Annotated in this window: 12 protein-coding genes; 6 read left to right on the forward strand and 6 right to left on the reverse strand. The window is 59.8% G+C overall.

What is annotated here, in order from left to right:
- Positions 1-31 precede the first annotated feature (31 nt).
- Positions 32-1,198, forward strand: a complete 1,167-nt coding sequence (locus tag H8S56_RS00065; RefSeq protein ID WP_187517481.1) for a DUF1624 domain-containing protein — start codon at positions 32-34, stop codon at positions 1,196-1,198.
- 344 nt (positions 1,199-1,542) lie between these two features.
- Here H8S56_RS00065 and H8S56_RS00070 read toward each other — a convergent pair whose 3' ends face one another.
- The 3 genes from H8S56_RS00070 to H8S56_RS00080 form a co-directional block, all read right to left on the reverse strand.
- Entirely contained in the window at positions 1,543-2,271 is a 729-nt protein-coding gene (locus tag H8S56_RS00070) for a DUF4198 domain-containing protein (protein WP_187517482.1), read from the reverse strand.
- 52 nt (positions 2,272-2,323) lie between these two features.
- Positions 2,324-4,444 (reverse strand): TonB-dependent siderophore receptor, encoded by a 2,121-nt coding sequence (locus H8S56_RS00075; protein WP_187517483.1) that lies wholly within the window; start codon positions 4,442-4,444, stop codon positions 2,324-2,326.
- A 262-nt stretch (positions 4,445-4,706) separates the two neighbouring features.
- On the reverse strand, positions 4,707-6,008 hold the full coding sequence (locus H8S56_RS00080) for an Nramp family divalent metal transporter (RefSeq protein WP_024688868.1): 1,302 nt from the start codon (positions 6,006-6,008) through the stop codon (positions 4,707-4,709).
- A 282-nt stretch (positions 6,009-6,290) separates the two neighbouring features.
- Here H8S56_RS00080 and H8S56_RS00085 point away from each other — a divergent pair, with 282 nt between their 5' ends.
- Entirely contained in the window at positions 6,291-7,040 is a 750-nt protein-coding gene (locus tag H8S56_RS00085; RefSeq protein ID WP_187517484.1) for a carbon-nitrogen hydrolase family protein, read from the forward strand.
- Here the strand turns inward: H8S56_RS00085 and H8S56_RS00090 are convergent.
- The 3 genes from H8S56_RS00090 to H8S56_RS00100 form a co-directional block, all read right to left on the reverse strand.
- Positions 7,027-8,307 (reverse strand): MFS transporter, encoded by a 1,281-nt coding sequence (locus H8S56_RS00090; protein WP_024688866.1) that lies wholly within the window; start codon positions 8,305-8,307, stop codon positions 7,027-7,029. The two genes, H8S56_RS00085 and H8S56_RS00090, sit on opposite strands and share 14 nt — an antisense overlap.
- A 105-nt stretch (positions 8,308-8,412) precedes the next feature.
- Positions 8,413-8,595, reverse strand: a complete 183-nt coding sequence (locus H8S56_RS00095) for a DUF1289 domain-containing protein (protein ID WP_024688865.1) — start codon at positions 8,593-8,595, stop codon at positions 8,413-8,415.
- Positions 8,596-8,598: 3 nt separating this feature from the next.
- Complete coding sequence (locus H8S56_RS00100) at positions 8,599-8,970, reverse strand: hypothetical protein (RefSeq protein ID WP_187517485.1); 372 nt, start codon at positions 8,968-8,970, stop codon at positions 8,599-8,601.
- 155 nt (positions 8,971-9,125) lie between these two features.
- On the opposite strand from H8S56_RS00100, the gene H8S56_RS00105 reads away from it, so the two are divergent.
- From H8S56_RS00105 to H8S56_RS00120, 4 genes are all read left to right on the forward strand, one after another.
- The gene (locus H8S56_RS00105) at positions 9,126-10,217 is read left to right on the forward strand and encodes an SMP-30/gluconolactonase/LRE family protein (RefSeq protein WP_187517486.1); all 1,092 of its coding nucleotides are present in this window, start codon (positions 9,126-9,128) and stop codon (positions 10,215-10,217) included.
- Positions 10,218-10,327: 110 nt separating this feature from the next.
- Positions 10,328-11,161 (forward strand): DUF1206 domain-containing protein, encoded by an 834-nt coding sequence (locus H8S56_RS00110; protein WP_187517487.1) that lies wholly within the window; start codon positions 10,328-10,330, stop codon positions 11,159-11,161.
- Positions 11,162-11,350: 189 nt separating this feature from the next.
- Entirely contained in the window at positions 11,351-13,336 is a 1,986-nt protein-coding gene (locus H8S56_RS00115; protein ID WP_187517488.1) for a methyl-accepting chemotaxis protein, read from the forward strand.
- A 17-nt stretch (positions 13,337-13,353) separates the two neighbouring features.
- On the forward strand, positions 13,354-14,274 hold the full coding sequence (locus tag H8S56_RS00120; RefSeq protein ID WP_187517489.1) for a substrate-binding domain-containing protein: 921 nt from the start codon (positions 13,354-13,356) through the stop codon (positions 14,272-14,274).
- Positions 14,275-14,296 lie beyond the last annotated feature (22 nt).

The raw sequence follows: 14,296 nt of genomic DNA on the forward strand, positions 1-14,296 counted from the left end.
CTGCCCATCCCATCACGGACCCTGACCCTTCATGACGACAGCTGTTCATCCCACCCGTGCGCCGGCTTCCCGGCTGCGCTCCATCGACGCTCTTCGCGGGCTGATCATTCTTTTTATGCTGCTGGACCACGTACGGGAAACCTTCTTCCTGCACCGCCAGGTGCTGGACCCTATGGAGGTGGCAAGCACTGAGCCCGATCTGTTTTTCAGCCGTTTGCTGGCGCACCTGTGTGCGCCCCTGTTCGTGTTGCTGACCGGGCTGTCTGCGTACCTGTATGGCGAAAAGTACAGCGGCCGGGCGGATGTCTCGGCGTTCCTGCTCAAGCGCGGCCTGTTTCTGATTGCTCTTGAATTCACGCTGGTGAGCTTCGCCTGGACGTTCCAGTTCCCACCGACCGTGATCTACCTGCAGGTGATCTGGGCCATTGGCCTGAGCATGGTGGCGCTGTCGGCGATGGTGTACCTGCCGCGCTGGGCGCTGGTGGTCATCGGCGTGGTGATCATTGCCGGTCATAACCTGCTTGATTCACTGCACTTCGGTGTCGAGTCGGCCATGCACATTCCCTGGGCCATCCTGCATGACCGTGGCTGGATCGACGTCTCGGACAACCTGCGTTTCCGGACCTCGTATCCGTTGCTGCCGTGGATCGGCATCATCGCGCTGGGTTATGCCGCCGGGCCTTGGTTCTCGGCCGGTTACGACGCGACATCACGCCGCGCCAAATTGTGGATGTGCGGGCTGGGCGCGCTGGTGGGTTTCATGGTGCTGCGCCTGATCAACGGCTACGGTGAAAAACCGTGGAGTGTAGGCGAGACCGAGCTGCAGACCGTGATGAGCTTTCTGAACATCACCAAGTACCCGCCGTCGTTGCTGTTCATCAGCCTGACGCTGGGCATCGGCATGCTGATCCTGATCGCCTTCGAACGGTGTCAGGAAAAAGGCTGGCTGCGGCCGCTGGTGGTGCTGGGCTCGGCACCAATGTTCTTCTACCTGCTGCACCTGTACGTGCTGAAGGTTCTGTACCTGATTGCGCTGGCGATCTGGGGCAAGAACCAGGGCAACTACTTTGGCTTCGACCACATGTGGGGTGTCTGGCTGACATCGGTCGTGCTGGCGGTGGTGTTGTTCCCGGCCGTGCGCTGGTTCGCCTCGCTGAAGGCCCGGCGTCGGGATATCACCTGGTTGAAGTATTTGTAAAAAGATCGCCGCCATGACGACGCTCTAAATGTGGAAGGGGGCTTGCCCCTGAAGACGTCAGCTCAGGCGCTGGAGATGCAGCGCATGTATTGACCCCTTCGCAGGCAAGCTTCCTCTTATCACACTGAACAAACTCGATTTCGTGGGAGCGGACTTGTCCGCGAAAAGGCCGGTACATCCGACGAATGTGCAGTGGTTCAACTACTGCATTCGCGGACAAGTCCGCTCCCACCCAGTTTGCTGCACGACATCCCTGCGTCGAAGACGTGGTGGGGCCTCCCACAAGTGCGGTGTGGTTCGGCCGGTCATGCAGAGCCTGCAAGACCGGCTGAATCTGAAACGCATCAGTCGTGGTGCGCTTCACCGACAAAGCTCAGCGAGGTGAACAGGCCGCGCTCGGCGATATCGGCGTTGTCCTTCACTGGCAGCGTCACTTCAGCTGCGATGATGTTCAAGCCTTCGTTACGCACCACCACAGTGGCCATGCCCTGAGCATCCGTTTCGGCACTCACCACATCCGGCGCGCTGCGGTAATCACCGATCAGTTTGATGCCCGCCGCAGGCTTGCCGTCGACCAATACCTTCACCGGCAGCGGCTTGCCGACACCGACCTTGAGGGGGTCAGCCTGGGGCACGATGACGAAGTTGAGTTTCTCAAACGTCGGCAGTTTCGCGCCTTCTTCATAAATCGCCACGCTGTATTTGAACGTATGGATCGAGTCGGTTCCATTGGGCACCTTGCTGCGTCCCTCGTTGATCCATTTCTTCTGCGCATTGCGGGTCCACATGCCATTGTCCAGCGCGACCGACATGATGGCCGGTGGCTTGACCGGCACCAGGCGTGCGTGATCCTCCAGGCGTTGCACCGTCACCGGAATCATCCGGCCTTGAAGGTCATACGCCCAGGCGCCGCTGACTTTCTGCGGCTTGAATGCGTTGTCTTCGGCGCCATGGCCGTAGACCACTTCGATGTTGCCGCGGCGCTGTTCGGTCCACAGACCATGAGCACTGACCTGAGCGGCGAACAGTGCGCTGAGCAGGCTCAAGGCCACGAGCGGTTTTGCTGAAAGCATGGTGCATCCTTGTTGTTTTTCAGTTGGAAGTAAAAGGGGAGCGGGTGAAGCATCAGAGATTCAGTGTCAGGCTGACCGTGAAGTTACGCGGCTCGCCGGGCGCTACCCAATAGTTGCTGTAGGAGCGCTCGTAATATTTTTCATCGAAAATATTGTTGAGGTTCAAACCCACGGTCACGTTTTCGCTGGCTTTGTAGTGCGCCAGCAGATCGACAGTCTGGTAGGCGGGCAGCTCGAAACTGGTGCCTGACTCACCTGAACGGTCACCGACATAGGTGTAGGCCGCGCCCACATCCGAGCCGCGCAACACACCTTCCTGGAACTCGTAGACGCCCAACAGGCTACCACTGTGCCTGGCCACGCCGAGAATAGGGCTGCCGGTCGGAATCGTGCGATCCCCCTTGGTCACTTCAGCGTCGATGTAGGCGTAGGCACCGATCACGCGAACCGCTTCGGTCACTTGCCCGGTGAATTGCAGGTCGAAACCCTGACTGCGTGCCTTGCCCACGGCACGGTTGGTGTCGGTGGACGGGTCCAGGGCCAGCACGTTTTCCTTCTCGATGTGGAACGCCGACAGCGTGGTACTGAGGCGGTCATCAAACAGCTCGCTCTTGATACCCGCCTCGTAACCGACGCCTTCTTCCGGATCGAACGTGTTGCCTGACGCGTCGAGTCCGTTGTTGGGTTTGAACGAGGTTGAGACGTTGGTGAACAGGCCGATTTGTGGCGTGAGCTGGTAAAGAAGGCCCGCACGTTGAGTAAACGCGTCGTGGCGCTGGCCGGAGGTCCGATTCGTGGTGTAGTCGTCGACTTGTTGATCGAAATGCTCGAAGCGCGCACCGATCATGCCGCGCAGTTTCTCGGTGAAAACGATCTGGTCCTGCAGGTTCAGCGCACGGCTTTCCACGTGTTCGAAGAAGTCAGTGCCGGAGCGGGCGCCATTGGGTTTCGGCTGGCCGTAGACCGGGTTGTAAAGATCAATGGCATAGCTGCTGCCTGCAACAGGCGCAATGTTGGTCACGCGCTCGTTCTTGCGGTAGTTCTCGTATTCAGTGCCGATCAGCACTTCGTGCTCAAGCCCCAGTCCCTCGAAACGGCCGCGCAGCTCCAGCTGGGTGATGCTGTCGTGCCAATGGTTATCGCGTTCGCGATAGCGCCGGTTGACGGTTCGGCCATCGGCACTCAATGGACGCGACTCACTGGCGTACCCTGACATCTCGCCCTGCTTGTAGTGGCTGGCCAGACGCAGCGACCAGATGTCATTAAGTTGATGATCCAGCGCGAACTGGACCATGTTGTTGTCGTTATCAATGTCGTCGTCCGGCTCGCCGAGGAAGGTTGAACGCGACACACCGCTCCACTTGTTGTTGGGCGCGACCACGCCACGGTCGAAGGTTGATGTGTGACGGACGAATTCGGTCTCTACCAACAACTGGGTATCGGGATTCAGCTGCCAGCTGAAGGAGGGGACCACGAAAACCCGCTTGCTCTCGACGTGATCACGAAAGCTGTTGTTGTCCTCAACCGCCAGATTCACCCGAGACAGCAGCCTGCCTTCCTCATCGAGCGGGGTGTTGACGTCCAGTGCGGTGCGATAACGGTCCCAACTGCCAGCGCTGGTCTGCAATGTTGTAAAGGCTTCACGCTGCGGTTTCTTGGTGACAATGTTGACGGTGCCGCCCGGATCGCCACGCCCGTAGAGGCTGGCCGCAGGACCTTTGAGCACTTCGATGCGTTCGATATTTGCAGCATCGGGAGTAGCAGGGTAACCCCGATTGGCGCTGAAGCCGTCCTTGTAGAACTCGGACGTAGTGAAGCCGCGAATGCTGTACTCGTAGAGGGTCAGGCCGCCGAAGTTATTCTGTTTGGACACGCCACCGGCGAAGTCCAGCGCGCGTTCCACGCTGTTGCTGCCCAGGTCCTTCAGCACTGAGGCAGGCACCACACTGATCGACTGCGGGATGTCCTTGATCGCGGTATCGGTCTTGGTGGCTGTGGCAGAGCGGGTCGCCCGATAGCCCTGGACGGGGCTGGTTGCCGTTTCGTATTGATAGTCGGAGGTGACGTTGACGCTTTCCAGCTCGAGGGTGTGTGGCTGTTCTTCCGCAAAACCGTTATTGCCCAGCATCCCGATGGCCAAGCCTGCCAGAGACGCAATTCTACGAGACGACATGTGAGACTTCCTGATGGTTATAGATACAATATAACATCTCCGTTGAGAATTGTTTCTGTTTGTGAATGTAACAAGATGTGATTTTTTTGCAGCACGCAGTCACCTGCCATTGACGACACGTCTCGTATGGCGTCGCAGGCGCAGTCCTTGCGGGTATCTTTATCCGGGGACAGCGTATCGAGAAGGGGAGGTTTTTGACGCGAGGGTTCATGCGCAACGCGGTTATCCGCGCTGCGCATGAAGGTCAGTGTTGATCGATGAATCAGGCCAGCAATTCAGCGCCCAGTTGGAAAGCCACCCACAGGGCCAGGCCTGTGGCGAAGGTCAGCGCAATGTTCTCAAACAGGTTGTTGCGATATTCCTTGGCCAGCAGAGATTTCTGATTGGACATGATCAACAAGCCCAGCGAGATGATCGGCAGGCCGATGATGTTCAAGGCGTTGACGCCCAGCGTCAGGGTCACGAAGTCTGGCATGCCAGGCAGCGACCAGATCAGCGGGGTGACCAGAATGAACAGCATGAACCACTTGTGCATCGGATCACGATGAAATTCCTTGCCGTAGCGTTCGCGTCGCTGCGGGCGAATGTGCTGAAACGCGTCGGTGATCAGCATCGGAAAGGCTGTTGTCTTGCCCGAAATGCTGGCGAACAGGGTCGCGAACACGCCGATGAAAAAGACGAACCAGCCCAATGGACCGAAGAACAGTTCCAGCGCCTTGCCCAGATCGCCCAGGGTGTTCACCTGAATGCCGTTCGGCCGCAGGATCTCGACGCCGACGACCCAGATCGCCAGGTTGATGACGATGCCGACAATGACCGCAAACAGCAGATCGTTGCGCTGAATGCGTTTGTGCTCGGGGCCGGTCCAGCCTTTCTCGCGCATCACATACGGGTGAACGAAGTTAGCGATGGAACCGGCCACTGCGCCAATCACCGACACCGCCACCAGCAGCGCGCCATGCACGCCTTCATCGGGTGGGATGCTGAAGCCGATCGTACCTTTGATGATCCCGGTGACATCCGGGCCGGACATGATCGCCAGGGTCAGAAAGGCCAGCGTCATGATCGCCAGCAACACTTTCATCACGCCTTCGATCATCGCGTAAATATTGCGACCCACCAGCAACCACACGGCGATCACGACTGCCACCGAGCAGAGCAGCGGCTGATTGATGTGCAGCAACATCGCCAGGGCTTCGCCAGCCCCCTTGATCATGTAGGCGTTGATCAAATGCCCCATCAACAGCGCATAGACGAGCATGAACCAGGCGAACAAGGGATGCAGTTGCGCGTAGCCCTGCAGGATCGTCATGCCTTGATTGTTACAGAGCTGGAAGCGGGCAATGATGTTGACGATCAGGAACCTGAGCAACAACGAAATCGCCAGCACCCACATCATCGCGTAACCGTAACTCGCACCGGCCACTGACGAGGTGATCAGATCGCCCGCACCCAGCCAGGACAACACGGCGATGATGCCGGGCCCCAGCAATTTGGCGAGCTTTTTCAGACGAGGTTCTGCGACGGGCGATACCTTTTCTTCAATCGAAGGGCTGCCGGGCATATGTCGAATCTCCAATTGTTATTGTAGTGAGATGAAAGACAGTCGCAGACAAGATAAGACGTCGTACAACGTGGGTGTCGATTCAAATGTAACTTGGTGTGAATGAGTCTCAGCAGTCTTTGCACGACGATGTCGACGCTTCAGGTACGCTTGAGAGGTGAAGCAGAGTGTCAAGAGCTGCCGGTTCATGCGGAGCAGTCGACGCTATGCCTGAATCCGGAAATCGCACAACATGTCTCGGTCAACCCGCTGACCCGCACCATTAACCCATAGAGCGCTGCCATGCCATTCCCCACACTCGCCGCCGCCCAATTTCAATGCGAGCGGGGCGAGCTTGCGAGAAACGTTGAAGGCCACCTGACCTTCATGCGTCACGCCGCAGAGTCAGGTGCCGATTACCTGTTATTCCCTGAGCTTTCGTTGACCGGCTATGAGCCCGATATCGCCCGCGAACTTGCCGTAGTCGCTGATGACAAGCGTCTTGAGCCCATTCGTGCGCTGGCAATGCAGTTACGCCTGACGACGACGGTCGGCATCCCGCTCAAGGGACCGGATGACACTGTTCGGATTGGCGCGCTGACATTCACCGCGCAGGGCGACACCATCGCGTACGCCAAGCAATACCTGCACCCCGGCGAAGACGCAGTGTTCAGTGCCGGGTCGACAGACTGTTTTCTGCCACTGCATCCACACAGGATAGGCCTGTGCGTTTGCGCCGACTTCAGTCATCCCGAGCACGTACAGCGTATGGCGCAAGGCAATGCCTGGGTGTACGCCGCAAGCGTACTGATATCACCCGGCGGTTATGAAAACGACGCCGCGCTGCTGCAAGGCCATGCGCGGCGACACGGGTTACCGGTATTGATGGCCAATCACGCGGGGCCAACCGGCGGTTGGGGATCGGCCGGACGCAGCGGTTTTTGGGATGGAGGCGGAAATTGGGTCGGCGGGTTGAGTGGCGCTGGAAGCGGTCTGGTGATCGCAACCTGCCAACCGCAAGGCTGGCAGGTGCAGACGTTCACGCTGGAGTAGGAGAGGTCATCGCACTCGGGCCAGAATCGCTCGGGCCTTTTCCATCGGAGCCTTGCTCGGCCTGCGCAAGTGTTTCCGGCACAGCCAGCCACAGCAGGCAGAACGCTGCCGCAGCGACTCCGGCAAGCGTCAGGAACGCTGCGCTGTAACCTGCGGCGTGCACGACAAAGCCCGCCAGGCTGTTGCTCAGCGCAGCGCCCAATCCGAACATCGTGGACAGCGCGCCCAGGCTGACGTTGAAGCGCCCGGTGCCTTGGGTCAGGTCCTTGACCATCAGCGGAAACAGCGCGCCAAACAGACCGGCACCGATACCGTCGAGCATCTGAACGGCAACCAGCCAGTACGGGTCGTCAGACAGTGTGTAGAGCACACCGCGAATGGGCAGAATCAGAAAGCCCGCCAGCAACAGCGGCTTGCGTCCCCAGACGTCGGCTTTCATGCCTACCAGCAAGGCGGCAGGCACCATCACCAGTTGTGCGGCGACGATGCAGGCTGACGTCAGTGGCGTGGCCATCTGCATATTGATCTGCGAGAGCTTCTGGCTCACCAGCGGCAGCATGGCGGCGTTGGCCAGGTGGAAGAGGGCGCAGCAGATACCGAACAGCAGCAGCGGCTTATTGCTCAGCAAAGCCTTCAGGCCAGACGGCGCGCCCTCATGAGTCTTGTGGCTGGCATCGAAACCCCGCGCCACATCGTGGTCGATGGCATCGGCGGACACAAAGCTGACTGCCAGGATGCTCGCCAGCGCCATGGCTGCCATCAGGTAGAACACCGCAACCGGACCGAACAGGTAAGCGAACCCGCCGGCCAGCAGCGCGGCGCAGGCGTTACCGGCGTGGTTGAAGGTTTCATTGCGCCCGGTGCGTCGGGTGAATGCGCGGGGTCCGGTAATACCCAGCGAGATGGCGGCGATGGCAGGTGCGAACACGGATGCGGCGATGCTGCTCAGTGCTTGAGTCAGCGCGACCAGGGTGAATGACGACGTGAACGGCAGCACCAGACAACTCAACGTCACCAGCAGGGCGGCGGCGGCAATGATGGCGCGCTTGGATTTCGTCCGGTCAATCAGGGCACCAGCGGGTGTTTGCGTGACCAGCCCTGCGATACCGGCAATGGTCATGACCACGCCGATGCTGGCCGGGTCCCATTTGTGGACCGCTAGCAGATAAATAGCCAGGTAGGGACCCAGTCCGTCGCGCACATCGGCGAGGAAGAAGTTCAGGCTGTCCAGTGACAGGGTATTGCGGCGATCTGCATGACTGGCCAAGGCGGTTACTCTCGAAATTCGTCAGACTCCAACCCACCGAGCCACGGGAAATACAGACCTGAGCCGTTTTAAAGAAGTTTCAGCATGTTTCATGAATAAAGCGAGTCAGCCACCCTTTTTCTGCAAGTCTTTCATGCGCAAGGTGGCCCGCTTCACGGCGGCCATTTTTTCCGGACGTTTCATGCGCTTCCATTTGCGAATGTCATCTTTGGTCCGGCCGCAACTGACGCACAGGTCACCACTAAGCTGGCACACGGAAATGCACGGGTTTTCAATGTCCTTGGCCATGGCTCAACCTCGCCTCGCATACTTGCGTGAAAGCCGCAGCGCCCAGTCGCCGCCGTTCTCGCGCTGACATTGCTCTTCGCTGTCGACGTGCACGTGCCTGGGCAACTGCGTCAACCGGATATCTAGCTCGTCCAGCGCCCCGGCAGTCAGCTGGATCATGCGCTTATCCAGGCCCTGACTCAGCGCCTGGTCCTTTGCCGACACGGTGTCGAACACCCAGATCACCTGAAGGCTGTCCGGAAATTGGGCGTAGTCGACTTCGTGGGTCAGCCAGCAAAAGCCCGCAATCTCGGATTTCGCCGTTTCACAGGACTGCGTCAGCGCCGCGATCAATCGTCGTTCTGTCTGTGCCTGCTCACGTTTGCTCGACGGCATGTTTGAGTCCTTCGAAAAAGTGTGATGGGTAAAGGCGCAGCACAATACCTGATTGTGGAGTGTGAATCAGAATGGCGTTCACGCTGTCCTAATGCCTGGGCATCGCTGACACGGCGCGGCCTCACCTGACTAAAAACAAAACAAGGACATACACCATGGATCGCTTCCAGGCAGGTAACGCGGCTGATCAAGGCCGTAGGGGATTTCTGAAAAAGTCGTTGGCAGTCTCCGCGACCGTTGCAGCCATTGGCGCGTTGCCGCGCTTTTCGCTGGGCGAGCCGCTGACCCAGCGCTACCCCGATCCGCTGGTCAATGTGCTGGACGACAGCTTCATGGACCTGCGCATCTTCAATGCCAGCGTTGAAAAGCTGGCCTCCGGCATGCGCTGGGCCGAAGGGCCGGTGTGGATGGGCGATGGCCGTTTCCTGCTGGTCAGCGACATTCCCAACAACCGCATCATGCGCTGGGACGAAGTCACCGGCAGCCTGTCGGTGTACCGCGAGCATTCGAATTTTTCCAACGGCATGTGCCGTGATCGTCAAGGTCGCTTGCTGGTGTGCGAAGGCTCATCGACCACCAACGAGGGGCGGCGTGTCACCCGCACCGAATACAACGGGCGCATCACCGTGCTGGCCGACCGTTTCGACGGCAAGCCCTTCAACTCGCCGAACGACATCGTTTGCAAGCGTGACGGCTCGATCTGGTTCACCGACCCCATGTTCCAGGCCAATAGCGACTATGAAGGCCACAAGGTGCCGCAGTCACAGCCTTTCGGGGTGTACCGCATCGATCCGTCCGACGGCAAGGTCAGCCGGGTAATCGACGATATGGCCGGGCCGAACGGCCTGTGTTTCTCGCCGGACGAGAAAACGCTGTATGTGGTCGAAGGCCGCGCCAGGCCCAACGGCATCATCTGGGCGACTGCCGTCAATGATGACGGCACGCTGGGTGCGCGGCGCAAGCACATAGAGGGTGTGGACTACGCCGCCATCGACGGCATCAAGTGCGACGAAAGCGGCAACCTGTGGTGCGGCTGGGGTGGCAATGGCAATCCCCAGGCTGATCTGGAAAAGCTCGATGGCGTGCGCGTGTTCAACCCGCAAGGCAAGGCGATCGGCCATATCACGTTGCCGGAACGCTGCGCTAACCTCTGCTTCGGCGGGCCTGAGGGCAACCGACTGTTCATGGCCAGCAGCCATTCGCTGTATTCGGTGTTCGTGAATGCCCGAGGCGCGACCTTCGCCTGATGCGGTATTGAGGTGCGGAGCGGCCAATCCCGCGCTGCGCCTCAATCGCTTCGAACCCCTTGAGTCAGCACGGGTCTGTTCGTGTATCACTCTTTTCAGGGAAGGTTCTTATGTCTGCGCAACGCAGCCTTGTCATGTTGGCACGAGGCGGTTACGCCGCCCGTGGTGTTGTTTACCTGATCATCGGTCTGTTCGCCGTCCTCGCGGCGCTTGGGTCCTCAAGGCCCGCAGACAGTCACAGCAGCCTTGAAGCGTTGTTGAGTCAGCCGTTCGGTAGCGTGCTGGTCGGGATTGTCGTCGTCGGCCTGCTGGCGTTTGCCGCCTGGCGTGTGCTGCAGGCGACCCGTGATGTCGATCACCACGGCCGGGAGTTCAAAGGCCTGGTGATTCGCGGTGGGCTGCTGGTGGGTGGGTTTACCTACGGCGCACTGGCGTTCTTCGCACTGGGCCTGCTGGTCAGCGGGCTCAAAAGCTCGGGTGGAGGGGGCGACGGCCAGACCGAAGACCTGCTGAAGTGGATTCTGTCCTGGGACCACTCCAACCTGCTGGTCTACGTCGTGGCCCTGGTGCCGCTGGGGCTGGGCATCGTACATATCATCAAGGGCTACAAGGCCTCGTTCGAAAAGTACTTCGAGGCCGACGAAGACGTCATGCGCTACGTGCGCCCTGTTTCGCGCTTCGGCCTGATTGCCCGTGGCGTGGCCTTCATTGAGATCGCTGTATTGCTCGTGGTGAGCGGCTCCAGCTATCAGGCGATGCACCCACCGGGCATGAAGGATGCGTTGAACGGGTTGCTGGATCTTCCTGCAGGCGGGCTGGTGCTGCTGATTGTAGCGCTGGGGCTGATTGCGTTTTCGGTGTACAGCTTTGCCCAGGCGGCGTGGCGTCGTATCAACATGGACGTTCCCGATGCGCCCGAGGCCGTTGCGCGCCACTTTCGCTGATGTTCACCAGGGCGGTGCCTGAGGCCGGGTCAGGCGCGCCCTCAAACACATTAAATATGTGAACCACGCCTTAAGTCGCCTGCGGTGCAGCCGACATCCTTTTTTGAGCTCCGACCTGTTTGCGCACTGACGTCCTGGACGTCGCTGCGCACGACATCCGGCGCGCCATAAAAACAAAAGAGGACAGCCATGACCATTCTTCAGCGAGTGATTGGTGGGTTTGCCGTGCTGGTTGTGTTGTTACTCGCCATGGTGAGTATCAGCTATCAGAGCACCCACTCGATAAGCGAGCGTTTGAGCATCATTACCGGTCAGTCGGCACCCCTTAGCCGTGCGGCGAGCGAACTGTACGTGCATGTCTTGCGCGCCAACCAGGCACTGCTGGGCGTGCTGGTCAGTAACGACCCGAAGCAGATCGACGAAGGCAAGCAGCCGTTCAATGACAGCATGGCGCGCTTCAATCAGCTGCTCGACAGCACGCCAGCCTATATCGGCGACCGCGCTGATCTGCGCGATAACCTTGCACAGCAGCGTCAGCTCAGTGCCGCCTACGCCGAACAGGCGCAGATGCTGATCGCCAGTCACCGCCAGGATGTCCTGCAACTGCAACAGACCCGTATTCTTCAAGGCTACAGCAGCAGCCAGAGCGTGCAACTGACCAGCTACCTTCGCGACTATATCGCTCGCGAGCGCAATGCGGGCGCTGCCGACCAGGTCGCTGCAGCCGAGAAGCTGTTGCTGGAGGTCGGTAAGTCCTATGAAGGCCTGGCCGCACATGCTGCGACCCCCGACATGCAAATGCTGCAGCGTGTGCTCAATCTTCAGGACGAGGTGATCAGCACCCGCGCTCGTGAGCTGACAGCTGCGGACCCTCGCGCCGGCCGTGTGGCCGGCGTCATGGTCAATCGCCTGCTCAATGACCTGACCGGTGCTGACGGCGTTTATCAGGCGTATCGCCAGGAGGCCGCGCTGGCCGAGCAGGTCAGCAAGCAGCGACAGGCTGCTGAAACGCGTCTGCAAGCCACGCTGGACAAGATCGGCGAATTCGGCAATCAGTCACTGGCGGTTGCCAACGAAGCCAAGGAAGGGGCGGACTCGACGATTGCCACCAGCCTGAGCCTGTTGCTGGTTGCCTGCATACTGGCGGTCTTGGCGGCTGTGGTCATCGGTACTTGGGTTGCCTTCAGCCTGCGTCGCCCGCTGGCGGCCTTCCGCGAAGTGCTCAAGACCTTGACCACGGGCGATATGCGCGTGCGCTTCGATGTCAGCCGCAAGGATGAGTTCGGCGAACTGGGCGGGTACCTGAACGAATTCACCCAGTCCCTGCAACAGACTTTCCGCGAGCTGATCGGCTCGGCGGACGCCCTGGCCCAGACCGCCAGCAACAATGCCCAGATCAGCGAGCAGACCACGCGGGTCGTCGACGAGCAGAAGGACCGTCTGCACTCGGCTGCCTCGGCCATGAACGAGATGGAAAGTACCGTTGAGGAAGTGGCCCGGCGTGCCCATGACACGCGCAGCGCCGTGGACAACACCAGCGAGCTGACCGACAAGGTGCAGAAGCGTGTGGCCGAAACCATCGTCAACATTCGCCAGCAGGCCGAACAGGTCAACAAGGCTTCGGCCGTGACCGATGAGCTGCAGAAATACGGCCAGAACATCGACGGCATTGTCGATGCGATTCGCACCATTGCCGAACAGACCAACCTGCTGGCGCTCAACGCCGCCATCGAGGCGGCGCGCGCCGGCGAGCAGGGCCGTGGCTTTGCGGTGGTTGCTGACGAGGTCAGGTCGCTGGCCAGCCGCACCCAGACATCGACCAGCGAGATCCAGGAAATGATCGGCCAGATGCAGAGCAAGATTCATTCTGCGGTGCAGGTCATGAACGAAAGCCAGATCCAGTCCAATCACTGCGTGACGCTGGCGTCGGGCGCTGATGAGCTGTTGCTGGAAATGGGCGAGGCAGTCGGCACTATCCGCGACATGAATATCCAGATCGCGGCCGCCACCGAGCAGCAGAGCGCGACGGTGCAGGAGACCAGCCGCATGGTTACGCACATCAATGACGCTGCCCAGCAGGCTGCAGACGGTGCCGAGCAGTCGGCCAGCAGCAGCCAGGACCTGTCGAAAATGGCCAGGGATCAGCGCGAGCTGCTCCATCATTTCAGCGTTTGATGCCCGGGAGTCAGAACATGAAGCAATGGTTAGCGATTTCCCTGGGTGCCAGCCTGCTGGCCGCCAGTCTGGCTCACGCCAGTACACCTTTGGTCGGCGTCGGCATGGCCAAGTACAACGACAACTTTCAGACCATCCTGCGCCATGGCGTGGAGACGCAGATCGCGGTGCTTGATGCCGATATCTTCATGGAGAACGGCCAGGACAACGCCGACCTGCAGATGCGCCAGTTTCGCAATCTGGTGAGTTCGAAGGTGGACGCCATCGTCATCGCCATGGTCAATGGCAAGAGTGCGCCGGAAATGATGCGTCTGGCCAACGAGGCAAAGATTCCACTGGTGTTCGTCAACCGCAACCCGGAACCCGCCAAGTGGCCGGCGCAGACGGCATTCGTCGGCTCCGACGAGCTGGAGTCGGGCACCTTGCAGATGGAAGAGCTGGCGCGCCGTGCCGATTACAAGGGCAATGTGGTGATTCTGGTCGGTGACCCGAACAACAAGTCGTCGGTCATGCGCACCGAAGACGTGGAAAAGGTCGTCGCCAAATACCCGAACATGAAGATTGTGCAGAAAAAAATCGGTAACTGGGAGCGCAGCCAGGCAGCGACCATCGTCATCGACTGGATCAAGCAGGGCGTGGACTTCTCGATCATCGCGGCCAACAACGATGAAATGGCCATTGGCGCAATCATGGGGCTGGAGAAGGCTGGCAAGAACGCCCAGAACTACCTGGTCGGCGGCATCGACGGTACGCCCGACGGTCTCAAGTTGATGGCCGAGGGCAAGATGGCTGTGAGTGTGTTTCAGGATGCGGTGGGTCAGGCCAGGGGTGCCGTGGACGCCGCGCTGAGCATGGCCCGGGGCGAAACGCTGGCGTCGCCGGTGATCTGGGTGCCGTTCAAGCTGATCACCCCGGAAAACCGCCAGCAGTTCGAGTGATGCATGGGCAGGGCCTCCGGCT

Origin of the sequence: Pseudomonas triticifolii (assembly GCF_014358015.1) — a bacterium.
Lineage (GTDB): Bacteria > Pseudomonadota > Gammaproteobacteria > Pseudomonadales > Pseudomonadaceae > Aquipseudomonas > Aquipseudomonas triticifolii.

Coding starts and splice junctions, on each gene's coding strand:
- H8S56_RS00095 (WP_024688865.1), bottom strand. CDS start 8,595: ATGGCCAAGGACATTGAAAACCCGTGCATTTCCGTGTGCCAGCTTAGT.
- H8S56_RS00100 (WP_187517485.1), bottom strand. CDS start 8,970: ATGCCGTCGAGCAAACGTGAGCAGGCACAGACAGAACGACGATTGATC.
- H8S56_RS00070 (WP_187517482.1), bottom strand. CDS start 2,271: ATGCTTTCAGCAAAACCGCTCGTGGCCTTGAGCCTGCTCAGCGCACTG.
- H8S56_RS00065 (WP_187517481.1), top strand. CDS start 32: ATGACGACAGCTGTTCATCCCACCCGTGCGCCGGCTTCCCGGCTGCGC.
- H8S56_RS00115 (WP_187517488.1), top strand. CDS start 11,351: ATGACCATTCTTCAGCGAGTGATTGGTGGGTTTGCCGTGCTGGTTGTG.
- H8S56_RS00120 (WP_187517489.1), top strand. CDS start 13,354: ATGAAGCAATGGTTAGCGATTTCCCTGGGTGCCAGCCTGCTGGCCGCC.
- H8S56_RS00075 (WP_187517483.1), bottom strand. CDS start 4,444: ATGTCGTCTCGTAGAATTGCGTCTCTGGCAGGCTTGGCCATCGGGATG.
- H8S56_RS00105 (WP_187517486.1), top strand. CDS start 9,126: ATGGATCGCTTCCAGGCAGGTAACGCGGCTGATCAAGGCCGTAGGGGA.
- H8S56_RS00080 (WP_024688868.1), bottom strand. CDS start 6,008: ATGCCCGGCAGCCCTTCGATTGAAGAAAAGGTATCGCCCGTCGCAGAA.
- H8S56_RS00110 (WP_187517487.1), top strand. CDS start 10,328: ATGTCTGCGCAACGCAGCCTTGTCATGTTGGCACGAGGCGGTTACGCC.
- H8S56_RS00085 (WP_187517484.1), top strand. CDS start 6,291: ATGCCATTCCCCACACTCGCCGCCGCCCAATTTCAATGCGAGCGGGGC.